The organism is Rhodococcus sp. 06-470-2, assembly GCF_002258235.1.
Classification (GTDB): domain Bacteria; phylum Actinomycetota; class Actinomycetes; order Mycobacteriales; family Mycobacteriaceae; genus Rhodococcoides.
Genome location: NZ_NOYB01000024.1, coordinates 154911 through 176843, shown reverse-complemented (window position 1 = coordinate 176843; position 21933 = coordinate 154911). Strand labels below are relative to the sequence as shown.

Genomic DNA, 21933 nt, shown 5'->3' with positions numbered 1-21933 from the left:
GATGATCGATTTGAGCGGCAAGACTGCACTGGTCACAGGCGGGTCCCGCGGCATCGGACGCGCAGTCGCGACCACTTTGGCGGCGGCCGGCGCGAACGTGGTGATCGCCGACCGCAGCGACGCACTCCGCACCGACGGCGCATCGACATCGAATCTGATCTGCGCTGCGGGAGGCACCGCCGAGTCCGTCCTGCTGGACATCTCCGATTCCCGGCAGGTCGACGCGGTCTTCGCGGACGTCGCGGGCCGATCGGGCATCGACATCCTCGTCAACAACGCCGGAGTGCTCAGTGCCGGAACGGTCCTCGACACGACCGACGATGCGTGGCGGTCACTTTTCGCAGTGAACGTGGACGGGACGTTCTTCTGCACCCGAGCGGCGATACGGCACATGGTCGACGCCGGGCGGGGCGGCAAGGTCGTCAACGTCGCGTCGATCAGCGGCCTGCGGGCCAATCCAGGATTTGCCGGGTACTGCGCGGCGAAGGGAGCGATGGTCAACTTCACTCGGCAGGTCGGCATCGACTATGCACCGATGGGAATCAACGTCAACGGCGTTGCGCCCGGCTTCGTCGAGACCGACATGACCGCGATCTACGACGCGTCCATCCGCGCTGCTCTGGAGGGGCAGACGCCCAACGGCAAGTGGGCAGATCCGCAGCACATCGCCGACACCGTGCTGTTCCTGGCCTCGTCGCTCTCGGACCACATCTGCGGAGAGATCGTGGCCGTGGACGGCGGCTGGCTCGTCGGCACTCCGGTCGTACCGGCGGTAACCGCGGTATCGGCATGAAAGGCACGCGATGAATCCCATGTTGACCAAAACCGTCGCCGAGATACGTGCGGCATTCGGCACCGGTGAGCTCACTCCCGTGCAGTTGCTCGACGCCACGCTGGAGCATCTGTCGGCGACCGACCCCGTGATCAATGCGATGGCGTACGTGGACGAGTCGGGTGCCCGTGCAGCCGCGGCGGCCGCGACCGACCGACTCGTATCCGGCCGTGCCCGAGGAGGCCTGGACGGGATTCCGGTGACGATCAAGGACAGCGTCCATGCGATCGGGATGCCGTGGCGGCACGGCGTCGCCGCGAATGCGGACCTGCCGATGTCCACGGTCGACGCGCCGCCGGCCGCCCGGCTGAAGGAAGCGGGTGCTGTCATCGTCGGCAAGACCACGATGCCGGACATGGGGATGATGGCAGCCGGCGTCAGCTCGCTGTACGGAATCACCCGCAATCCTTGGGACCCTTCGCGCAACACCGGTGGATCCAGTGCCGGTGCAGGTGCGTCGCTGGCGTCGGGCATCGGGTTCGGTTCTGTCGGTTCCGATATCGCCGGGTCGGTGCGGTTGCCTGCGGGACACTGCGGGCTCGTTGCATTGAAGCCGACGCAGGGCCGCATTCCGCACACTGCTCCGTCGACCATGCGATCGGCCGGTCCGATGGCGCGCACCGTCGACGATCTCATCGACCTCTACGGCGTTGTCTCGAGGCCCGATCCACGCGACACGTGGAGTCTGCCGTACGAGGACACCTCCGACATACACGCGGTTCTCGCTCCTGCCGGGCTTCGCATCGGCATCATGCTCGACATGGGGTACGGTCCCACCGTTTCCGACGACGTACAGGCCGTGGTGCGTTCTGCCGCAATGCAACTGAGTGCAGCGGGTGCCGTGGTCACCGACATGCCGCCGATCTTCGGCGTGGATCCGTACCCGGCGTTGGATCGCCTGTTCCAGGTTCGTGCGCGCACGGAGTGGGAGGCCATTCCCGAGAGTCGTCGATCGCAGGTACTGCCCGCGGTCGCGGAGTGGGCCTCGGCGGCGGCGGAGTATTCGGCCGCTCAGTTCACGCGAGATACCGACGCGGTGATGCGCTCGCAGGAGTCGGTTCGGGCGCAGACGTCCGAATTCGACTTCGTCATTTCTCCGGTCGTTCCCACAGTGGGCTTCGGTGCCGAGGAAGTCGGGCTCGACCCGGCACAACCGTTGGGCCACTGCAGTTTCACCGCATGGTTCAACCAGACCGCGCAACCGGCCTCGGCGCTCTGTTTCGGCTTCGCCGGACACATGCCTGTCGGGATACAGGTCGTCGGACCTCGGTTCGCCGACCAGGCGGTGCTGAGGCTGACGAAATGGCTCGAAGGTGCACGCGGATTCGAGATGAACTGGCCGACGGCTGTGGCCGCTGACAAGATCGGAGTGCTGGGATGACTGTGCGGCAGACACTGAGCGAGTTGGGTATCTGGGCAACGGGCAACCTGACGTTGGACCCAGGTACCACCATGGCGAGCCCCAGTTGGTGGGGCGCGGACTCCGAGCGGTATTCGGCGCGGGCCGAGGTTGCGGACTCCGGCGCGGGCTCGGCCGCATACGTGAAAGTGACGGAACCGCACGCTCGCGACTACATCGATGTCGCAGCGACGTTCTCGGCGGCGACCGCGGCCGGCGACGCGGGCATCGGACCGAAAGTCTTCTTCTCCGACGCAGCCTCGGGTGTGCTGGTCATGGAGGACTTCACCGGACGGTGTTCGACCGCAACGCTCGATCTGTTCGACGAGGACGCAAATGTGGAGAAGCTGGTGGCGCTGCGGACATCCGTTCACCGGGTCAGCGGAATCACCAGACGTGCGTCGGTGTTCGAGGACCTGGCGCACGTGATCGGTTTGGTCGACAAGGTCGGGGGGTTGTTCCCGGCCGACTTCGATTGGATGCTGCGGACTCTCGCGCCTGCTCGAGTCCGCATCGACGGTGCCGGGTTCGACGCGGTCCCCTGCCACGGCGACGGCAACGTCTCCAATGTCCTGATGCTCGACGACGGCGGTATGCGGCTCGTCGACTGGGACGTTGCGGCGCTGATGGATCCGTTGCAGGACATCGGTGCCTTGCTCGCGGAGATCCGTCCGTTCGACACCGACGCACGCGAGGTGTTCGAGATGATGTGGGGATCGTTCGACAGTGCGCTGTTCGATCGCGCCCGTGTATACGGCATCGCCGACTCCCTGCGGTGGGCCCTCATCGGCTCGTATGCCGACGCGATGAGGCCAGGCACGCAGGAGTATTCGAAGTTCTCCGACTGGCAGTTCCTGAGAGCGCGGGCTGGATTGCGCGACCCCCATTTCGACGACCGAGTACGGAATATCTGAGGTGGCCATGAACGAGATCGCACTGGGATCTGCCCGAACCGAGCCCGAACGGCAGGTGGAGAAGGCTCTGGCCGCCGTTGCGGAGTGGGAGGGCCTGAACATCACCTACGCTCCGGTACCCGGAGGGTTGATGAACAGCAATTGGCGCATCACCGTCGAAGGGAAACCCAAGCGCTACTTCATGAAACTCCCCGGTGCCGGGACGGATTCGTTCATCGACCGGTCACTGGCCAACGAAGCCGCTCGCCGGGCAGGCGCTTTGGACATCGGGCCGGAGGTGGTGCTGTTCGATCCGGTGACCGGGGTGGAGGTGATCGAATTCCTGGAAGGCTACCGGGCGTGCACCAACGGCGACCTCAAGCGTCCCGAGATCCCGATGGGCATGATCGATGTGTATCGCGTGCTTCATTCGGGAAGCAAGCTCAGCATCACGAAGACGATCTTCGACATGATCGACGAACACCTCGATCAGGTTGCCGAACTCGGTGTGCGGTTGCCGCGCGACGCAGAGCTGATCCTCGCCGAGTACGGGCAGGCGAAGAACGCGATGCTGGCGTCCGGCCTGGATCTGGTTGCATGTCACAACGACCCGATGCCAGGAAACATCCTCATCGGCGACGGCATGCCGATGAAACTGGTGGACTACGAGTTCGCATCCAACAACGACCGCGCCTACGAGCTCGCCGTCATGATCACCGAGATGTTCTACGGCGAGCAGCAGACGATGGAATTGATCGAGGAGTTCTACGGCAAGGCCGAGTGGTCGATGATCTCTCGCGTGCAGGTGTGCAGCGCGCTCGCGGACGTGAAGTGGGGCCTGTGGGGTTGCATGAACCACAAGCTCAGCACCGCATGGGATTTCGACTACCACAAGTACGGAACCTGGAAGCTCGCCCGCGCCAGGATGAAGATGGCGGATCCGCGTTGGGCGTTCTGGCTGCAGGGGTTGTGAGGTGACCACTCTCGATCGCGTCGGAGCCCTGAGCGTCAACGGATTCGATGCGTCCTCGACCGTGGGGCTCAGCACTCGCACGCTCGATCTGGTCGAACGCCGGAGGCGCGTCCTTGGGCCCGCCTACCACCTGATGTACGAGTCTCCGCTCGAGCTGGTACGAGGCGAGGGTGTGTACGTCTACGACGCCGACGGCACTCGGTACCTCGACATGTACAACAACGTCGCCAGCGTGGGGCATTGCCATCCCCGGGTTGTCGACGCCGTCACCCGGCAGATGTCGAGGATCAACACGCACACGCGGTACCTGCACGAGGCCGTGATCGGCTACGCAGAAGATCTGGTCGGAACTTTCCCGGAAAACCTGAGCACGACGATGTTCACGTGTACCGGGTCCGAGGCGAACGACCTCGCTCTCCGGATCGCACGGCACGCGACCGGCCGTCAGGGCATCATCGTCACCGAAAGCGCATATCACGGTGGAACCGTGGATGTGGCGGCGTGTTCGCCGTCGATGGGTCCGGCGTCCGTCCGCGACGCGGAGTGGGTGCGGACGGTTCCGGCACCGGATGCGTACCGGGTGGACGGCGATCCGGGCACGTGGTTCGCCGAGAAGGTGCAGGCACAGATCGACGACTTGGTCTGCAGCGGTGTCGGTTTCGCTGCGCTGATGGTCGATTCGATCTTCGCCTCCGACGGGATCTTGCCGGAGCCGACACCGTTCCTGAAGCCTGCAGCGGACGTCGTTCACGCCGCAGGTGGGCTGTTGATCGCCGACGAGGTGCAGCCGGGATTCGGGCGCCTTGGCGCCTCGATGTGGGGCTTCGAGCGGCACGGCTTGCTGCCCGACATCGTGACGATGGGCAAACCGATGGGCAACGGTATGCCCATTGCCGGACTGGTCATGCAGAGTTCGTTGGCCGAGTCGTTCGGACGAGACCTGCGCTACTTCAACACCTTCGGTGGCAATCCGGTGACTGTCGCTGCGGCCCAGGCGGTTCTCGACGTGATCCGCGACGAGGACTTGGTCGCCAACTCCGCCTCGATGGGTTCGCGCATGCTGACGGGCCTGCGAGGACTTGCCCCTCGTATCGATTCCATCGGTGACATCCGTGGTGCGGGGTTGTTCGTCGGAGTCGAATTCATCGGACCAGCAGGTGAACCGGATCCGGCCGAGGCACTGCGCGTGGTCAACGGCATGAAGCAACGCGGGGTCTTGATCTCCGCCACCGGCTTGTACGGAAACACGTTGAAGATCAGACCGCCGTTGACCATCGAGGCGGCGGACGTCGACCTGTTCCTCGACATGTTCACGGCGGTCGTGGACTGAAACGAATGTCTGTCAGGCGTCGGTCGGGCCCAGCGACGCCAAGGTTCTGTCGGCCACTCGTTCGAGTTGACCCCGCGTTGCGCCGTCCCGGGCGCGCTGGGACATGCCCTGAATGATCACACCGATCAATTCCGCTATATCGACGGGCTCCCATGACGGGGGCAGGATGCCGTCGGCGATGTTCTCCGAAATGCGCTCCGACAGCAGCGCGACGTTGGCATTGCGCATGTCCCGCAACCGATCTGCGATGCCTCGGTTGGCGTCGGTGACGCCGACGGCCGAGCTGATGATCAGACAGCCCCCCGGACACGAATCGTCGGTGTAGTGCACAGCCGCGTCGTACAGCAGCCGTGAGATGAGCTTGGCGGCCTGCGGCTCCTCGGCGAACGCCCGGGCCATGAAGTCACCGCGCGTAGCGAGGTAGCGGTCCACCGCTGCGAAGAACAGCCCCTCCTTGCCGCCGAATGCACTGTAGAGACTGGGCGGGTTGATGCCCATGGCACCGGTCAGCATCGACACCGAGGTGCCCTCGTACCCGTGCTCCCAGAAGGCGAACATCGCCTTGTCCAGCGCAGAGTCGACATCGAACTTGCGCCCCTGCCCTCGCACGCCGGCCATAGGCCCTCCTGTGTCACATCGCAACAGTTCTGTTCAGCTGTGATCTACTCTACTCCTGTAGCGATCACTAAGCGAATCCCTTACGCTTCTGCAAGAACTTCGGTTCGGCGCCGCACGGAAGAGAGCGAATACAGCCCGAGAGTGCATATCACCGTCCAGGGGGATCGAAATGCGTAGTGCCGCTTCATTCAAACTCGGACTCAGTCACAGCGCAGACACCGACTCGGCGTGGAAGGTCGAGGCGGTGAAGCAAGTCGAGTACCACGTCATCGCCGCACGGAACCTTTTCGAGACGGAAAACGCCCAGCTGTTGACCGGCTGCAGCGCAGCACCGCTGACCCGGGGAGACAGACGCCTCCTCGTGATCGACTCCAATGTCGATCGCATCCACGGCGACCGCATCAGGAGATACTTCGAGCACCACGGGGTGGCCGCGTCGTTCGTGCCGATGCGCGCCGACGAAACGGTGAAGGAATGGAGCTCGGTCATCCGCGTCGTCGACGCGATGAACGGATTCGGTATCGACCGACGACGCGAGCCGGTCATCGCCGTCGGCGGTGGCGTGCTGCTCGACGTCGTCGGATTCGCCGCGAGTGTCTATCGGCGCGGCACTCCGTACATCAGGATTCCCACCACCTTGATCGGTCTCGTCGACGCCGGAGTGGGCGTCAAGACGGGTGTCAACTACGGCATGGGCAAGAACCGCCTCGGAACGTACGCCCCCGCCATCGCCACCTACGTGGACCGCTCATTCCTGCGCACCCTCGACGACCGACACCTGTCCAACGGTCTCGCCGAGATCCTGAAGATGGCGTTGATCAAGTCGGTCGACCTGTTCGAGCTGCTCGAAACCTACGGTCAACGCCTGATCGCCGACAATTTTCAAGGTACGTCCAGCGAACTCGACACTGCTGCAAGGCAGGTCATTGCCGAATCGATCCACCTCATGCTCGAGGAGCTTCAACCCAACCTGTGGGAGTCCTGCCTCGAACGGTGCGTGGACTACGGCCACACGTTCTCGCCCACACTCGAGATGGAGGCTCTGCCCGCTCTTCTGCACGGCGAGGCCGTCAGCATCGACATGGCGCTCACCTCCGCGCTGGGTTTCCTGCGCGGAAGCCTCAGCAGAGAGGATCTGGACCGAATTCTCACGGTGATGAAACGGCTCGGCCTCCCCGTCTGGAACGACGTGTTGTCCACCGCAGGCGTGCTCGACGCCGCACTCGCAGACACCGTCCGCCATCGAGACGGACGTCAGCGACTGCCGCTGCCCGTCGGTATCGGCGGACACCATTTCGCCAACGATGTGACCAACGAGGAGATCGCGTCCGCGCTGACTCTTCTCGCGCGCAAGAACACCGGGCTGGCCAACGGTGAAGTCTCGGTGACGAAGGTCGCGTCATGAAGTGGGACAGCCTGTACATCGAGGGCTTCGGGTCCTATCTACCCGAAAGCCGAGTGCAGGCGGCCGATATGGTCGCGGCGGGGCGATTCGACTCGGTCGAGCACCAGAAGACCGGGCAGACGTCGGTCGCGGTCTCGAATCCCGACCTCGGCGAGTCCGCGCCGGACATGGCCGTCCTCGCGGGCCGAGCCGCGGTGCAGGACAGCGGAATCAACACTGACGAGATCGATCTTCTGGTACACGCTGTCGTTCTGCACAACGGTCTGGAGGCCTGGAACTGCGGTGCGTACATCCAGAACGAACTCGGCATCGACGACTGTCTGCCCATCGAGATCCGCACCGCATGTGCCGGCGCGATCGTGGGCATGGAGATGATCGGTCGTTGGTTCGACGGACGCGGCAAGGGATTGGTGACCGCGTCCGACGCATGGCGAATGCCGCTGTTCGACCGGTGGAAGTCCGACAGCGGACTCGTCTACGGCGACGGTGCGGCCGCCGCCGTCGTCGGCCCCGATCTCGGCCCGTTCCGCATCCTGTCGACATCCGTGGTCAGCGATGCGCACCTCGAACAGATGCACCGCGGCTTCGACAGCCTGGACATGCCGGTCTACGACACCGAAGGGCCCATCGACCTGAGAGCACGCGTCGCGGGCTTCACCGCGACACACTCCATCGACGAGTTCTGGTCCCGCAACGCAGCGGCTCTGTCCCGTTGTGCCGAAACGGCACTGGGTGACTCGGCGACCCATCACGGCGAGATCGGCAGGTGGATCGTCCCGAACTTCGGCAACGTTCTGCTGCGCAAGCAGTGTTTCGAGCCTCTCAAGATCAAGCCCGACCAGACGCTGGTCGAACTCGGGCGCGAGATCGGCCACACCGGTGCTGCCGACCCGTTGCTCGGCCTCGACCTGCTCCGGCACACCGAAACCCTGCAGCCCGGTGACCGAATCATGCTCACCGGCATCGGCGTCGGGTTCACCTGGGGATGCGCAGTCGTCGAGTACACCGGCCACGACAACACCACGAAGGGATAGACCAATGGTCACCGAGACACGTCACGAAGCGCCCGCGGTCAACGCGAACGCGGCCATCATCTGGATGCTGCTCGCAGTGTTCGGGGTGGGAACCGTCGAATACCTCGTCGCCGGAGTTCTACAGGACATCTCCTCCGATGTCGGTGTGGGTGATTCGACTGCGGGCCTGCTGATCACGATCTACGCCGTCACGGTGGTCATCGGCGGCCCCCTTCTCACCATCGCCACCACCAAAGTCCATCGCACCCCGCTCATCGCCGCTTTGATGGCCTTGTTCGTCATCGGCAACATCGGCACCGCACTGGCCCCGAACTTCGCGACCCTCGTGGTCTTCCGAATCATTACGGCGCTCCCCCACGCGACGTTCTTTGCACTGTGCCTGGTGTTGGCAACATCGTTGGTGGAACCGGAATTTCAGGGCCGCGTCATCGCACGCGTGACGCTGGGGCTCAACCTCGCCACCGTCCTCGGAGTTCCGTTGGGGACGCTGATCGGCTCGCAGCTCGGTTGGCGTTGGTCGTTCGCCATCGTCGCGCTCTTCCAATTGTTGGTCACCGCCGCCTTGATCGCCTCGACCCGACGAGCAGCACCGTCACATCAGACCGGCAGTGTCACTTCGGAACTGAGCGTGTTCACCCGCGGACCGGTGTTGTGGGCAATCGGCCTCACGGCGCTGAGCCAGGCCGCGCTGTTCGTGGTGTTCACCTACATCGCGCCCTACCTGACCGATCACGCCGGCATCTCCGCATCGACCGTCACCATCGTGCTGTTCGTCTTCGGCGTCGGCTCGGTGGTCGGCAACCAGCTCGGCGGATACTTCGCAGACAAAGCACTGGACACGACGCTGTACACGGCGCTGACTGCACTCGCGGGCGCACTCGTCGTCCTGTTCCTCTTCGGCGGCACAGCATGGTTCGCGTTCGCGTGGATGTTCGTTCTCGGTGCCGCGGGCTTCTCGATCATCCCGCCGCTGGCCTCGAAGTTGATCGGCGCGGCCAGTGAAGCGCCCCACCTCGCGGCCACCGTCAACATCGCCGGGTTCCAACTCGCCAACGCAGCGGGTGCCTGGATCGGTTCCATCGCCCTGTCGGGAGGCAGCAGCGTCTCGGTCCTGCCTGCCATCGGAGCGGTCCTCGCCGTCGGCGCGGTGGTGCTGCTGTTCGTCAGTCGTCGCGCGTCAAAGGTGGCCGCATGAGAGCCGCGGTGATCGACGCGCCCCATTCCGTTTCGATCGTCGAGCTCGACGCACCGGTCTGCGGTCCGGACGACGTCGTGGTCGCTGTCTCGTACGTCGGGCTGTGCGGTACGGATCTGGAACTGTTGCACGGCACGTCCTCGTACCTGACCGACGGGAAGACGTCCTTTCCGCACCACTTCGGCCACGAGTGGGTCGGCGTGGTCGAACGGACGGGCAGCGGCGTCCGCGATCTCGATGCCGGTGACGCGGTCACCGGAAGCACCATGCTCTTCTGTCAGTCCTGCACGGCCTGCGGATCGGGTAAACGAAACCAGTGTTCGGATCTTCGCGAGGTCGGCCTCTACGAACACGGCGGGGCTGCAGCACAATTCCTCGTCATGCCGCGGCGCGCCGTGGTCTCGCTGGGACGGGTGACAGCCGAACCCGAACATGTCCTCATCGAACCGCTGGTGACCGTACTCGAAGCTGTCGAACCGGCATCGGTGTCGCCGGGCGATCGGGTCCTCGTCGTCGGGGCGGGAACCATCGGCAGTCTCGCCGTGGCCATGCTTTCCCGCTACCCAGTCACCGTCGACATTCTCGAACCACGATGCATCGAGCACCTCGACCCAAGCGCGGTGGCTCGGACCTTCACCGAGGCCGACGCTCTGACCGGGCCCTACGACATCGTCGTGGAGGCATCGGGCGGCGTCGGCGCACTGAGCACCGCAATCGGGGTACTGCGCCCCGGTGGAAAGTGCATTCTCGTCGGCGTGGCTGCGCACTGCGAGTCCATCGACCCCGGAGCGGTTGCGCTGGCGGGTATCTCGATCATCGGGATTCGTCACGGTGTCGATCACTATCGCCGTGCTGCGGCGCTCTTCCCGCTCATTCGTCCCGCCCTGGCGGCGCTCATCGACAGCGTGGTCCCGTTGTCCGACGCCAAGGCGGCCTTCGATCGTCTCGAAAGCCACAGGACACGCCCGAAGGTGGTGATCGCAGTTGAGTAGACCCGGCTACACCGTTGTCACCGGTGCCAGTAGCGGAATCGGACGCGCGATCGCCGTGGCCCTCGCACGCGAGGGACACAACCTGATCCTCGGATACGGCAACGGCACCGACCGAGTCAGTCGACTGATCGACGATATTCGAGCGTCGTATCCCGTCGACGCGACTGCGCTCCAGCTCGATCTGCGCGACGCGCGGGCCACGGTCGCCGCAGTCGAGGGCGCGATCGGCACGTTCGGCGAGATCCGATGCCTTGTCAACAACGCCGGCGTCAACGACCGGTCCTCGGCCGACGGTCTCGATGTCCAACGGATCGAGGATGTCCTGGCGATCAACACCGTCACGCCACTTACGTTGGCATCGGCTGTCGGTCGTCGCATGATCTCGGACGGCATCGCGGGCTCGATCGTCAACATCACCTCGGTTCACGATTCGGTGCCCATCACCGGCGGCGCGATCTACTGCGCCAGCAAGGCAGCGTTGGCTGCGTCGGGGAAGGTACTCGCGCTCGAGTTCGCGCGGCACGGTGTTCGCGTCAATTCGGTGGCTCCCGGGGAGACAGCAACCGCGATGAACGGAGTTGTCGACGAATCCGCCTACGCGGAGATTTCGAGGCCGGCCATTCCCCTCGGCAGGCCCGCCGGGGTGAACGAGGTTGCCGCAGCCGCAGTCTTTCTCGCCGGACCGGCATCGAGTTACCTCACCGGTACCACCATCACCGTCGACGGCGGCCTCGTGCTGACCGCAGCGGAGGAAAACGCACGGTACGCGGGCGAGCTGGTGCCCGCAGCCGAACGAGAGGAGATCGCATGAAGGCCGTTGTCATCACCGCCAAGGGTGAACCCGAAGTACTGACTGTCGCCGACGTGGACGAACCCGTCGCCGGACCGGGAGACATCACGGTGACGGTGGCTGCGGCCGCCGTCAATCCGGTCGACCTCAAGACCCGCTCGGGATTTCTACCGATCGAACTGACGTACCCCGCGATCCTCGGTTGGGATGTGTCGGGCACCGTCGTCGCCGTCGGACAGTCGGTGACTCGATTTGCACCGGGCGACACCGTGATCGGGATGATTGCGCAGCCGGCACATCGTTTCGGTACCTATGCCGAGCGTGTGGTCGCCGACGAATCTCTGTTCGCACACGCGCCCACCGGCGTCGGCCTGGCGCATGCGGCAGCGATCCCGCTCGCATCTCTCACCGCCGTGCAGCAACTCGACAAGATCACCCTCGCAGCGCACTCGACGGTCTTGGTGACCGGGGCTGCGGGCGCGGTGGGACGCATCGCGTCGGCGATTCTGATCGGCCGCGGCCACCGAGTGGACGCCCTCGCGCGAGAGTCCGACACCGAGGATCTGCTCGCGCTCGGCGCACGCCGAGTGTTCGCGAAACCCGTCGACCTGCAGGCCGGTGAGTACGACGCCGTCGTCGACACCGCAGGCGTGGTCGAGACCATCGACTCCGTGCGCGACGGCGGCGCGTACGTCTCGATCGAGGACGGCGACCAACCACAACCACAACGCGGGATCACCCCGGGCAAGAGCTATGTGAACGAGGACGGACCGGGACTGGCGGAGATCTCCGCGCTCGTCTCGGCGGGCACGCTCACTGTCCCCGTTGCCCGCGAATTCGGATTCGACGAGGCCTCGCAGGCGCATGCGCTCCTTGCGGCCGGTGGAACCCGAGGAAAGGTACTGCTGATCCCATGACCACGACCGAAGGAATCCAAACATCGCTCACCACAATAGGTATCACCGTCCCGGACGCCCACCAGGCCGCTGACTTCGTCGCATCGCTCGTCGGCGCGACTGCCACGGACGGTGCCTCGGTGCCGGTCTCGGGCAGCGTCACCGTCGAGTTCACGTCTTCGGCTTCGGCCGAACAGACCCCGCCGCGAATAGTAGATGTGGGAACCAATCACCTGTGCTTCACCGTCGGAGACATCGACGCTGCAGCGGGTTACCTCGATGAACAGCAGGATGTTTCGTTGCTCGGCGATGTGATCACCGTCCCCGAGGGTCCGATTGCCGGCAACAAGTGGATCTACTTCAGATCGCCGTGGGGCACGTTGTTCGAGCTGCAGCAGTGGCCCGAGACCCCGGGCTACTTCGGCCACACCGACGCCCGGCTGCATCATCGACGTGACGATATCCCCTCGGCGCTGCTGCCGACCTGCCGAGGGCTCGACCATTCCGGGTACAGCGTGGCGGATCTCGATGCGACCATCGCGCAGCTGGTGGGCTCGCACTCCGCAACCGAGGTACTGCGCACCGAGATCGAAGCAGACCGCGGATTCATGCGAGCGCAATTCGATCTCGATGTGGAAGGTACGTCCAGGATGGCAATGGTGTCGGTCGGTGAGCTCAATGTGGAACTGTTCGAGCATCACATCGGACGCAAGCACGGTGCCCGGCCGCTGACGGCCAACGGTGGCAATTTCCTCACCCTGCCCACCAGTGATCGGAACACCGGCGCACGTCGACTGTTTCCGGGTGCGCCGTGAAGTACGGGCTCAATCTGCCGAACTTCGGGCCACAGATCGATCCGGACGGGCTCCTCGGATGGGCACGCACTGCCGAGTCGGCCGGATTCGACAACATCCTGCTCTCGGATCACGTGGTACTGACCGACGATGCGAATCGCCGCTCCCCCGCGCCGTTCTACGAATGCCTGACGACGCTGTCGTGGCTTGCCGGGCAGACCGACTCGATCCGTCTCGGTAGCGGAGTGCTGATCGGGAGCCATCGCCATCCGGCATACCTCGCGCATGCCACCGCAACGATCGACCGGCTCAGCGCCGGACGACTCATCGTCGGAGTCGGCGTGGGTTGGACGGCGCAGGCGTTCGACGTTCTGGGTGTTCCGTTCCACCGCCGGGGCAGGCTGACCGACACCACACTCGACACCCTGGCAGCCGCCTGGGCGTCGGAGACCTACGAATCCCCCGGTGCCAGCGGCACATCCCGCCGTATCCACGGTGGGCCGATGCCGGTGCAGTCGCCACATCCGCCGCTGTGGATCGGTGGCAACGGCCCGGCGGCGATCGACCGGACCAATACCCGCGGCACCGGTTGGCATCCACTGCACCCGTCGAGACAACTGTGCATCGCAGGATCGCGAGCCCTGCACGAGGACAAGGAGTTCGTCCCGAGAATCTACTTTCTCCCCACCGACACTCCGGTGCAGTCGCCCAATCGTCCCCTCGGGTACGGGACCGTGGACCAGATCCGTACCGACATCGAATTCCTCAGCGAATTGGGTGCCGGCACCGTGGTTCTCGATACCGACCCGGGCGACCAACGACTACGCCGCTCCACCGCAGACGATCTCGAGCTCGTCCGCTACGCCGGCGACGCCTTGGGGATGCGAGCGGAGGCTACGGTATGAGTCTGCAGCCCGGCCCGCTTCGCGGATCCATCACGGCAGCTGCATTCCTGTTCGACATGGACGGCACACTCGTCGATTCCCACGAGTCGATCGAGGCGGTGTGGTTCGAGTTCGCCGAACGCCACGGCGTCGACAAGGCCGTGATGGCCAAGGCCCTGCCGGGGCGACTGGCCGCCGACATCGTTCTGCGTGTACTCGGCCCCACTGCAGACCTCCGTGCCGCGCTCCGATGGATTCGAGAACGCGAACACCAGAACCTGGTGCCGGTTCGGCCCATCGCCGGTGCGCAGAAGTTTCTCGACGCGGTGCCACCGGACCGATGGGCGGTGGTGACGTCGGCGTCGCGTTCGATGATGGTGCGACGCCTCACCGCGGCCGGACTTCCGACGCCGCGTGTTGCCGTGTGCGCCGAGGACGTCGCCGTCGGCAAGCCTGATCCCGAGGGATTTCATTATGCCGCAGAGCAATTGGGTGTGCCGATCGAGTCGTGCATCGTTTTCGAGGACGCCGACGCCGGGATTGCCGCAGCTCATGCCGCCGGCGCGCGGTGCATCGCGATCGGCAACGAGTCCGGTCCACAGGTTGCCCGCGTCGACGACTTCGAGTCGATGCGGGTGGCGGTAAGCGACGGCGGTCTGGTGATCGATGTGGATGGGGTGACGTGAACACCACCGTCTCGGTCGATCTCGGCGGGACGTGGTTGCGCATCCGACACGGCGGTGCCACCGAGCGGCTACCGTCTCCCAGCTCGATCAGGCAGCCCGGCACACCGTCCGACGAGCTGTTGGAGCAACTGGTGGATACCCTGGATCTCCATGTTCCACAGGGTGCCGCGGCCAACATTTCGTGTGGCGCTGCGCTCGACGAGCAGAACGGTGTTGCCCTCGGTTCCGGGCCCCTGTGGGGAGGCGCGCCGACCGGTGAGATTCCTCTGCTCGACGTCCTGACCTCTCGACGCCCCGATGTGCGATGGCGGCTCGTCAACGACGTGACGGCTGGGCTGGCGTCGTTCGCACTCGGATTTGCTCGACCTACCGACCGTCACATCGCCTACCTCACGATCAGCAGCGGAATCGCTGCGCGCACTGCAGTTCTCACCGACAGAACCATCCCGGTCGACCACCGAGGTCTACAGGGTGAGATCGGCCATCTGCGGGCAACGAGTTCAGCCCCCGAGGCAGTGCGGACGTTGCCCTGCGCATGCGGCGGCATCGGGCACGTGTCGTCCATCTCGTCCGGCCCCGGAGTAGAGGCGGTGGCGGAGGTACTCGGCATTGGTTACGACGTCGATACCTTCGCGGCGTCGCTTACGGCCGGACACGCAGACGCGGCCAGGTTGCTACGGATTATGGTGGAACCGATCGCCGAACTGATCAGGACCATGATCACCCTCGACCCGCGCTTGGACCGAATCGGCATCGGCGGTGGCGTCGCGGAGGGACTGTGCGAGTTCTACGGACGTGAGCTCGAGGAACAACTCGCGGAGACACGCTCGTACGCCGACTCCCTCACCTCGGAGCGTGTCGCCGAGATCATCCACCTCTGCAAGCCCGGCGACATCGACACTCTGGCCGGAGCCGATGCCATCGCCGACGGCTATCTGCGCGCCACCAAGATCTGAAAGAGACTCCATGACAACACAATCGACTCATCGCGCCATCGTTCGACAGGGCAGCCACTCGACCGTCGAAGAGCGACGGACGCCGACGCCCGGGCCGGGAGAGCTGCTGATTGCCCCGGAGTCGGTGTCGTTGTGCGGGACGGACATTCAGATCGTGCGCGGTGATCGAGACGATCCGTCCCCGATCGTCGGGCACGAGGGAGCGGCTTGTGTTGTGGAGGTCGGTACCGGGGTGTCGGGGTTCGCCGTCGGCGATCGTGTTGTCGTCAATCCCACGCACCCACACGACTCGTCGTTCCTCCTCGGCCACAACGTCGAGGGGTTGTTCCAGCAGCGCGTCGTCATCGGCGCGTCCGCTGTCGGCGGCGGATTGGTGTCGCTACTTCCGACCGGTTTGTCCAGTGCCCGGGCGACTCTCGTCGAACCGTACGCCGTCGTGCGCTACGCGCTCTCGTGCCTGGTGAGGGAGACCCCGGAGACACTGCTGATCTTCGGGGACGGCTTGATCGGCAATCTCGCAGCCACACTCGCTCGGTCCGTCCTGTTCCCCACCGTGGACGTCGCGATGGTGCACCGTACCGAACTGGGTACGAAGTGGACTGCGAACCATCTCCCGTACGTGAAGAACTTCGCCGTCGATGACGAGTGGGAGCGATACCTCACCGGATCGGTCGCAGTACTCGTGGCCACCCATCGCGCCGGGACGGTGGCGTCCATCGACGCGGCTCTGCGACGTCTCGGCGATCGAGTGGTGGCGGTACACCCGATCGGCGGGGTGCCTGCCAAGGCCACCTCCGATCTGCTCCCCGGCGTGGATATTGCCGGCGTGCGGCAGGCCAATACCGGCGGCCCGACTCCGCCTGCGGTGACCACGTTCACGCGCGGCTCTCAGCGCGTGGCGCTGACGGGCAATCGGGGCGTCACGAACGGTCAACTCACCGCAGCAGCAACGGCACTGACATTCGCCGAGGACTCGATCGATGGACTTCTCACCCACCGACGCGGAATAGACGAGGGCACGGCATTGATGAACACCATCTGCGAGCGACGAACGCGAATCGTCGACGGCGAACTCGTGATCCGATTGGTCGTGGACCTCAACAGCCACGACTGACCGCCGCTCGCTTCGGACTACTCGTCGACCTCCGCCCCTCAACGCGCGGCTGCTGCTTGCAGGCCCAAGTCCGTACCGCGTCCCTTGCTCATCCGTAAGATCATGCTTACGCATGAGAAAGCATGCATAAGCTCGGTAAAACGTGTCAGCAAGCTCGTCCAGCTGTTATATGCCTATGTTGACAAGCATAAAGACTGTTCACCGCGTGGTTCGCGATGTAAGCTCCGATATGCATGCTTTCGCAAGCACAAGGAGAGATGATGGCCGAACCACGACGACGAGTCAGGAAGCATCCCAGCGAGCTGGCCGAAGCCTTCGTCGCGCGTCGGCATCAGTTGAGCATGACTCAGGCCGAGTTGGCGTTGCTCGCCGGCGTGGGGCGCTCGACAGTCCAGGCACTCGAAGCTGGAAAAGACACGGTGCAGCTCGACGGCGCGGTTGCTGTCGCGCAAGCGCTGGGCTGTGAGATCACGTTGCTCACGCGCGCCGGATCGCCTGTGCCGCCAATGGACGCGACATGATCCCAGTATCCGAGCTGCGGGATGTCGATGCCGCCGATGTCTACAAGGGCGATCTTCTCGCCGGCTCACTGACGCGTGTGGGGAACGACGTCGTGTTTCGGTACGACAGCAATTACCTCGACAGCGCTCCTGCGCCGGATCTCGCGTGGTCGATCCCGAAGTCGTCCGCAGAGACGCGGGCATCGGGCGGTAGCGTCCCTGCCTTTTTCGCGGGCCTACTGCCCGAAGGCGTCCGTCTCACCGGAGTGGTAACGGCTACCAAGACATCCGAGGACGATCACTTCACTCTGCTGCTGGCGGTCGGATCGGACACCATCGGAGACGTTCGTGTGCTGCCACGCGGTCAAGAGATGTCGTTGGTGGGCACTGCATTCGATTCGAGACATCGTGTTCCCGATCTTCGTCGCCTGTTCGATTCCTTGGCCACGGGTGAGTCGGTGAGTCAGGATCCGTCCGCTCTGCCGGGCGTTCAGGGCAAAGTGTCCGCGCAGATGTACTCGACCCCGGTGTCGACTACGGCCGGGCCCGCCATCTTGAAACTCGCCCCGCCCGCGCGACTCCCGCGACTGGTGGATAACGAGAGCTTCTTCATGAATCTGGCACGTGGATGCGGGCTTTCGGTGCCAGATCACCGGGTGATCGAGGACGACAAGGGAGTCAGCGGTCTGCTGGTGGCGCGATTCGATCGGATCGGTGAACAACGGCTACCGCAAGAGGATGCGTGCCAAGTAGCCGGGCTCTATCCCGCGTCCAAGTACCGAATGAAGACCGAAGCGGTGATTGCGCTGCTCGCCGACACTGTCGAGCGCGGCGGCGGTTCCGCGCGCCAGGCCACTGCCGAACTTCTTCGCTTGACGGCCTATTCGTATGCGATCGGAAACGGCGATCTGCACGGAAAGAATTATTCGATACACAACAACACTCGCGGAATTTGGTCGATCACACCTGCCTACGACCTCCTGTGCACGCAGCCCTACGCGTCGTGGAGCGATCCGATGGCGTTGAGCTTCTACGGGCGCGCGAACCGTTGGACACGTGGGCATTTCGTCGAGTCCGCCGGCCGGTTGGGCATGCCCGAGCGAGCGACTCGACGAATCCTCGACGACGTCTGCGCAGGTGTTCGAAGCGGAATCGATGAAGTCGACACGATCGGATTCGATGACAAGCAAACGCGGCAGTTGAAACGACTGCTCGATGAACGCTGCACCGAGCTGTCCTGAACTGAAGCCCCTTGGCAATCTGTTCGACACCTGATCGGCCGTTGACGCGCACAATGTTCACAGACACCCAGGAGGAACCGTGACCGATCCCGCCCGCACTGATGAGTACTTTCTCGGACTCGCAATAGAGCAAGCACAGATCGGCTGGGAAGAAGGCGGCGTTCCGATCGGCGCGGCACTCGTCCACGACGGTGAAGTTCTTGCTGTAGGTCGAAACCGCCGCGTACAGATGGACAGCGCAATTCGGCACGGAGAAACCGACTGCATCGAGCGAGCGGGTCGACTGCCGGCTTCGGTGTACCGCAAGTCCGTTCTGTACACCACGTTGTCGCCATGCTTCATGTGTGCGGGTACCGCATTGCTCTACGAAATTCCGCGAATCGTCATCGGCGAGAACCGATCCTTCGAGAAATCGGAAAGTCTGTTGCGTGAGCACGGGGTACAGATCGACGTCGTCGACGACGCCCGCTGTGTACGCCTGATGGAACGTATGTTGACCGAGCGCCCGGAGTTGTGGCTCGAAGACATCGGTGAGGAGGCGTGAGCAACCGAGCCGACCGCGAGCCCGCCACACAGAAGGTCGACGAACCGGTCGACCTGGACTACCCCGTCACGCCGGTACCCCGCAGTGCCCGCAAGCCGTTCTTCTCATTGGCCATTGTGCTGCTGGGGTTCACGATCTTCACTCCGACCATGCTGGCCGGCGCGGCACTCGGCACCGCATTCAGTTTCTGGACATTGATCCTGGTCATCGCGGCCGGCTCGGCGATTCTGGGCACGTACGTCGCCATGATGGGCTATGCCGGAGCGCGAACGGGTTTGACGACTGTCCTCATGGCTCGTTACAGCTTCGGCACGCGCGGCTCGAAGCTCGCGTCGCTGCTACTCGGTGGCACCCAGGTGGGCTGGTACGGCGTCATCGTCGGCACCATCGGTGAGCTCACTTCGCAGGCGTTCGGCTGGGAGTCCTATGCCGCCCGCGCGGCGGTGATGATCGTGGCGAGCATCCTGATGTGCATCACAGCGTGCTACGGATACCGCGGGATGTATTGGGTCTCGGTCGTGTCGACGCCGTTGATAATCGCCCTCGCGTGTTGGGTGGTAGCACGATCCCTCGACGAGGTCGGCGGATTCTCCGGCCTGACGTCGATTGCACCCACGACGACCATGACGGTCACGCTCGCCATCACCACGGTCGTCGGCACCTTCGTCTCCGCGGGGACGCAGGCGCCCAATTGGACGCGGTTCGCGCGATCCGGGTCGCAAGCCGCATGGGCGTGCATCATCGGGTTCCTCGTCGGCAACGGGATGATGATTCTTTTCGGGGCCATCGGTGCGATCACCTTCGGTGAGGGCGACTTCGTTCTGGTTCTGTACAACCTGGGACTCGTCGGCTGGGGCCTGATCCTGCTGTTCGGCAACCTCTGGAAGAGCAACGCCGACACCGCATATGCCTTCGGTGTCGCTGGCGCAGAAATGTTCCGGCATCCCCGCAAGGCACCGTTCATCATCGGCGGGTGTGTAATCGGGACCCTGCTCGCGCTCGTCGGTGTACACAACCATCTGGTCGACTACCTGAGCTTGCTCGGCACCTTCATTCCCCCGTTGGGCGGTGTTCTCATCGGAGACTTCCTGAGCCGCTGGCGTCAGGGCATTCCCGAGGATCACACTCCACCGCTGGTGCACTGGCGACATCTGGCGGTCTACGTTTTTGCGGCATTTCTCGCGTGGTTGTCGGGAGAACTGGCAATCGGAATCCCGCCTCTTATCGGCATCGTTGTCGCCATCGCACTGACCATCGTTCTGCAACGGCGCGACGCGACGTCAACAAACGGATCCCTGGCCGCTTAGGGTTGTCGACACGCCTGTCGACCCCGAAGCCAGTGCCGATCGAAAGAGGTAGCCGACGCCGATGATCATCACCGGATTGTTCTTCGCCGAGTACGCACGAGTCAGCGAAGACATGCTCGACATTCTCGGCGGGGTCTGGGACACCTGCACCGTTCCCCGCGACACCCGTCTACTCGAATGCCGTCTGGTCGCACTGTTACAGACCGGACCCGACGACATCGGGAAGGACTTCCCCGCGACGCTCGAAGTGCTCGACGCCGAGGGCGAACACATCGTCAATCAGCGGGGTCTCCAGATCCCCGGTGCCGGCTTCACCGGGGAGAATCGATTCTGGTTCCTGCCGATGCAGATGGTGTTCCGCGACGAAGGACGGCACAACTTCATCCTCAGCGCAGGTGGAGCCACGGCAAGCGTGGGGCTTCGTATCGCCTTCGGGTGACGTCGAGCGGTACGAGGCTTCGAGCCAATTACAGAGGCCTACCCGGGCCGACTCCACGCCTGACTGCGATCAATTCACTCACCGGGACAACGCGTGCACTGTCGCCTCTCCGGCTCGATACCCCGCCTCGAACAGCCACGGCCACTCGGAGAAATCCTCGGGATCGACCACTACGGTCTCCACACCACCGTTCCCCCGCCGCTTGGGCATGTTCTCGGGATGCGCAGGAAACCGATCTTTCAAATAGGCGGACTCGAGACTCTGCCGAAAGATCAGCCACGTCCGCGGTGTGAAGCCCACTGCCTCAGCACGTTTCGCAACGTCGATCCACGCCCTACTGTTCGCGTATCCACCCGCGAGCACGAGCCTTCGGGTCTCGAGCATCGGGAACACCCCGAACCATATCGGCGGATAGCTCAGCAGCGTCTGGCACCAGGAACGACGACGCTCCGGCGGAATGGGTTCCCACTTGGCTTGTGCTGCTGCGAGTCCGTCATCTGCAGACATTTGTTCACCTCGTCCCGGAGGTGCGACCCTCCATCGACTTGCGCACCCGCGGTCGCGAGATGCGCCGGTTCTTCCCCTGGGGCACCCTGTCGATGGAGACGGGGTTGCCGGACAGCCGGCCAGGTACCTACGGCTATCGCTCTTGAACCTTCCTCGACAATAGCCGAGGGGTACGACTCGGGCATGAAAGGTCACCTGCCCAGACGCTCGCCGATCTCTGCGATGGACGTCAATGTTCGCCGATCGGCGTACTCGGCTTCATCGAAATAGCGCTTGAACACCGACCGCATCAGTTCGATGACCTCGATGTGTTGTGTCAACACGACGCGCAGCGAGCGATTACCGCTGTAGGCAATCCTCTCGAACTTTTCGCCGAGCTGGCGCGCCGAATCCAAGGTGCCGAATGCTTTGACGTCGACCAAATACTCCGTCTTACGCGCAATATCTTGTAAGTGTCTGATGTAGGCCGCGCAGACCTCATCGCACTGGAACGCAACACCTTCGGGAATCTCGAGCTGACCGGATGCTGCCTGCGCCGATAGTGACTTCCACTGCTGGATCGATGCCGCAAGCTCGTTCGTTTCTGAACCCATCGACTCTTCCT

Annotated in this window: 24 protein-coding genes and 1 riboswitch; of the genes, 21 read left to right on the top strand and 3 right to left on the bottom strand. The window is 64.1% G+C overall.

Annotation, left to right across the window (positions count from 1 at the left end):
* The first annotated feature begins 1 nt into the window (after position 1).
* From CH276_RS13410 to CH276_RS13390, 5 genes are read left to right on the top strand one after another with little or no spacing between them, the layout of a single operon-like run.
* On the top strand, positions 2–793 hold the full coding sequence (locus tag CH276_RS13410; protein WP_094630735.1) for an SDR family NAD(P)-dependent oxidoreductase: 792 nt from the start codon (positions 2–4) through the stop codon (positions 791–793).
* Between the two features lie 10 nt (positions 794–803).
* Positions 804–2213 (top strand): amidase, encoded by a 1410-nt coding sequence (locus CH276_RS13405; protein WP_094630736.1) that lies wholly within the window; start codon positions 804–806, stop codon positions 2211–2213.
* Positions 2210–3145 carry a phosphotransferase family protein gene (locus tag CH276_RS13400; protein WP_094630737.1) on the top strand — a complete coding sequence of 312 codons (936 nt, stop codon included), beginning with the start codon at positions 2210–2212 and terminating at the stop codon, positions 3143–3145. The genes CH276_RS13405 and CH276_RS13400 overlap by 4 nt, the downstream gene beginning before the upstream one ends.
* Before the next feature lie 7 nt (positions 3146–3152).
* Positions 3153–4097, top strand: coding sequence for a choline kinase family protein (locus tag CH276_RS13395; protein ID WP_094630849.1), 945 nt, complete (start codon positions 3153–3155; stop codon positions 4095–4097).
* Position 4098: 1 nt separating this feature from the next.
* The gene (locus tag CH276_RS13390; RefSeq protein WP_254924227.1) at positions 4099–5427 is read left to right on the top strand and encodes an aspartate aminotransferase family protein; all 1329 of its coding nucleotides are present in this window, start codon (positions 4099–4101) and stop codon (positions 5425–5427) included.
* Positions 5428–5439: 12 nt separating this feature from the next.
* Here CH276_RS13390 and CH276_RS13385 read toward each other — a convergent pair whose 3' ends face one another.
* Positions 5440–6045 carry a TetR/AcrR family transcriptional regulator gene (locus CH276_RS13385; RefSeq protein ID WP_094630738.1) on the bottom strand — a complete coding sequence of 202 codons (606 nt, stop codon included), beginning with the start codon at positions 6043–6045 and terminating at the stop codon, positions 5440–5442.
* 169 nt (positions 6046–6214) lie between these two features.
* Here CH276_RS13385 and CH276_RS13380 point away from each other — a divergent pair, with 169 nt between their 5' ends.
* From CH276_RS13380 to CH276_RS13305, 16 genes are all read left to right on the top strand, one after another.
* Positions 6215–7450, top strand: coding sequence for a sedoheptulose 7-phosphate cyclase (locus CH276_RS13380; RefSeq protein ID WP_094630739.1), 1236 nt, complete (start codon positions 6215–6217; stop codon positions 7448–7450).
* Positions 7447–8484, top strand: a complete 1038-nt coding sequence (locus CH276_RS13375) for a ketoacyl-ACP synthase III family protein (protein ID WP_094630740.1) — start codon at positions 7447–7449, stop codon at positions 8482–8484. The genes CH276_RS13380 and CH276_RS13375 overlap by 4 nt, the downstream gene beginning before the upstream one ends.
* Before the next feature lie 4 nt (positions 8485–8488).
* A complete protein-coding gene (locus tag CH276_RS13370) occupies positions 8489–9679 on the top strand; it encodes an MFS transporter (protein ID WP_094630741.1) in 1191 nt (396 codons plus the stop codon).
* Positions 9676–10671, top strand: coding sequence for a zinc-dependent alcohol dehydrogenase (locus CH276_RS13365; protein WP_094689113.1), 996 nt, complete (start codon positions 9676–9678; stop codon positions 10669–10671). Before CH276_RS13370 ends, CH276_RS13365 begins: the two co-directional genes overlap by 4 nt.
* On the top strand, positions 10664–11482 hold the full coding sequence (locus CH276_RS13360) for an SDR family NAD(P)-dependent oxidoreductase (protein WP_094630742.1): 819 nt from the start codon (positions 10664–10666) through the stop codon (positions 11480–11482). The genes CH276_RS13365 and CH276_RS13360 overlap by 8 nt, the downstream gene beginning before the upstream one ends.
* Positions 11479–12378 (top strand): NADP-dependent oxidoreductase, encoded by a 900-nt coding sequence (locus tag CH276_RS13355; RefSeq protein WP_094630743.1) that lies wholly within the window; start codon positions 11479–11481, stop codon positions 12376–12378. Before CH276_RS13360 ends, CH276_RS13355 begins: the two co-directional genes overlap by 4 nt.
* The gene (locus CH276_RS13350) at positions 12375–13172 is read left to right on the top strand and encodes a VOC family protein (protein ID WP_094630744.1); all 798 of its coding nucleotides are present in this window, start codon (positions 12375–12377) and stop codon (positions 13170–13172) included. The genes CH276_RS13355 and CH276_RS13350 overlap by 4 nt, the downstream gene beginning before the upstream one ends.
* Complete coding sequence (locus CH276_RS13345; protein WP_094630745.1) at positions 13169–14056, top strand: TIGR03619 family F420-dependent LLM class oxidoreductase; 888 nt, start codon at positions 13169–13171, stop codon at positions 14054–14056. The genes CH276_RS13350 and CH276_RS13345 overlap by 4 nt, the downstream gene beginning before the upstream one ends.
* Entirely contained in the window at positions 14053–14721 is a 669-nt protein-coding gene (locus tag CH276_RS13340) for an HAD-IA family hydrolase (protein ID WP_094630746.1), read from the top strand. The genes CH276_RS13345 and CH276_RS13340 overlap by 4 nt, the downstream gene beginning before the upstream one ends.
* Positions 14718–15677, top strand: coding sequence for an ROK family protein (locus CH276_RS13335; protein ID WP_094630747.1), 960 nt, complete (start codon positions 14718–14720; stop codon positions 15675–15677). The genes CH276_RS13340 and CH276_RS13335 overlap by 4 nt, the downstream gene beginning before the upstream one ends.
* A gap of 10 nt (positions 15678–15687) precedes the next feature.
* The gene (locus CH276_RS13330) at positions 15688–16791 is read left to right on the top strand and encodes an alcohol dehydrogenase catalytic domain-containing protein (RefSeq protein ID WP_094630748.1); all 1104 of its coding nucleotides are present in this window, start codon (positions 15688–15690) and stop codon (positions 16789–16791) included.
* A gap of 260 nt (positions 16792–17051) precedes the next feature.
* On the top strand, positions 17052–17312 hold the full coding sequence (locus CH276_RS13325; RefSeq protein WP_094630853.1) for a helix-turn-helix domain-containing protein: 261 nt from the start codon (positions 17052–17054) through the stop codon (positions 17310–17312).
* A complete protein-coding gene (locus CH276_RS13320; RefSeq protein WP_094630749.1) occupies positions 17309–18532 on the top strand; it encodes a type II toxin-antitoxin system HipA family toxin in 1224 nt (407 codons plus the stop codon). Before CH276_RS13325 ends, CH276_RS13320 begins: the two co-directional genes overlap by 4 nt.
* Positions 18533–18611: 79 nt before the next feature.
* On the top strand, positions 18612–19076 hold the full coding sequence (locus CH276_RS13315; protein WP_094630750.1) for a nucleoside deaminase: 465 nt from the start codon (positions 18612–18614) through the stop codon (positions 19074–19076).
* Complete coding sequence (codB, locus tag CH276_RS13310; RefSeq protein ID WP_094630751.1) at positions 19073–20383, top strand: cytosine permease; 1311 nt, start codon at positions 19073–19075, stop codon at positions 20381–20383. Before CH276_RS13315 ends, codB begins: the two co-directional genes overlap by 4 nt.
* A 61-nt stretch (positions 20384–20444) precedes the next feature.
* On the top strand, positions 20445–20822 hold the full coding sequence (locus tag CH276_RS13305; protein ID WP_094630752.1) for a DUF6941 family protein: 378 nt from the start codon (positions 20445–20447) through the stop codon (positions 20820–20822).
* 78 nt (positions 20823–20900) lie between these two features.
* On the opposite strand, the gene CH276_RS13300 is transcribed toward CH276_RS13305, so the two are convergent.
* Positions 20901–21329 (bottom strand): mandelate racemase/muconate lactonizing protein, encoded by a 429-nt coding sequence (locus CH276_RS13300; protein ID WP_094630753.1) that lies wholly within the window; start codon positions 21327–21329, stop codon positions 20901–20903.
* Between the two features lie 29 nt (positions 21330–21358).
* A riboswitch (SAM riboswitch) is annotated at positions 21359–21477 on the bottom strand.
* A 43-nt stretch (positions 21478–21520) separates the two neighbouring features.
* On the bottom strand, positions 21521–21922 hold the full coding sequence (locus tag CH276_RS13295) for a hypothetical protein (RefSeq protein WP_094630754.1): 402 nt from the start codon (positions 21920–21922) through the stop codon (positions 21521–21523).
* Positions 21923–21933: the final 11 nt, after the last annotated feature.

Bases quoted from the DNA above. Each gene is read 5' to 3' on its own strand.
- CH276_RS13410 (WP_094630735.1), top strand. From the start codon at position 2: ATGATCGATTTGAGCGGCAAGACTGCACTGGTCACAGGCGGGTCCCGC.
- CH276_RS13405 (WP_094630736.1), top strand. From the start codon at position 804: ATGAATCCCATGTTGACCAAAACCGTCGCCGAGATACGTGCGGCATTC.
- CH276_RS13400 (WP_094630737.1), top strand. From the start codon at position 2,210: ATGACTGTGCGGCAGACACTGAGCGAGTTGGGTATCTGGGCAACGGGC.
- CH276_RS13395 (WP_094630849.1), top strand. From the start codon at position 3,153: ATGAACGAGATCGCACTGGGATCTGCCCGAACCGAGCCCGAACGGCAG.
- CH276_RS13385 (WP_094630738.1), bottom strand. From the start codon at position 6,045: ATGGCCGGCGTGCGAGGGCAGGGGCGCAAGTTCGATGTCGACTCTGCG.
- CH276_RS13380 (WP_094630739.1), top strand. From the start codon at position 6,215: ATGCGTAGTGCCGCTTCATTCAAACTCGGACTCAGTCACAGCGCAGAC.
- CH276_RS13375 (WP_094630740.1), top strand. From the start codon at position 7,447: ATGAAGTGGGACAGCCTGTACATCGAGGGCTTCGGGTCCTATCTACCC.
- CH276_RS13370 (WP_094630741.1), top strand. From the start codon at position 8,489: ATGGTCACCGAGACACGTCACGAAGCGCCCGCGGTCAACGCGAACGCG.
- CH276_RS13365 (WP_094689113.1), top strand. From the start codon at position 9,676: ATGAGAGCCGCGGTGATCGACGCGCCCCATTCCGTTTCGATCGTCGAG.
- CH276_RS13355 (WP_094630743.1), top strand. From the start codon at position 11,479: ATGAAGGCCGTTGTCATCACCGCCAAGGGTGAACCCGAAGTACTGACT.
- CH276_RS13350 (WP_094630744.1), top strand. From the start codon at position 12,375: ATGACCACGACCGAAGGAATCCAAACATCGCTCACCACAATAGGTATC.
- CH276_RS13340 (WP_094630746.1), top strand. From the start codon at position 14,053: ATGAGTCTGCAGCCCGGCCCGCTTCGCGGATCCATCACGGCAGCTGCA.
- CH276_RS13330 (WP_094630748.1), top strand. From the start codon at position 15,688: ATGACAACACAATCGACTCATCGCGCCATCGTTCGACAGGGCAGCCAC.
- CH276_RS13325 (WP_094630853.1), top strand. From the start codon at position 17,052: ATGGCCGAACCACGACGACGAGTCAGGAAGCATCCCAGCGAGCTGGCC.
- CH276_RS13320 (WP_094630749.1), top strand. From the start codon at position 17,309: ATGATCCCAGTATCCGAGCTGCGGGATGTCGATGCCGCCGATGTCTAC.
- CH276_RS13305 (WP_094630752.1), top strand. From the start codon at position 20,445: ATGATCATCACCGGATTGTTCTTCGCCGAGTACGCACGAGTCAGCGAA.
- CH276_RS13300 (WP_094630753.1), bottom strand. From the start codon at position 21,329: ATGTCTGCAGATGACGGACTCGCAGCAGCACAAGCCAAGTGGGAACCC.
- CH276_RS13295 (WP_094630754.1), bottom strand. From the start codon at position 21,922: ATGGGTTCAGAAACGAACGAGCTTGCGGCATCGATCCAGCAGTGGAAG.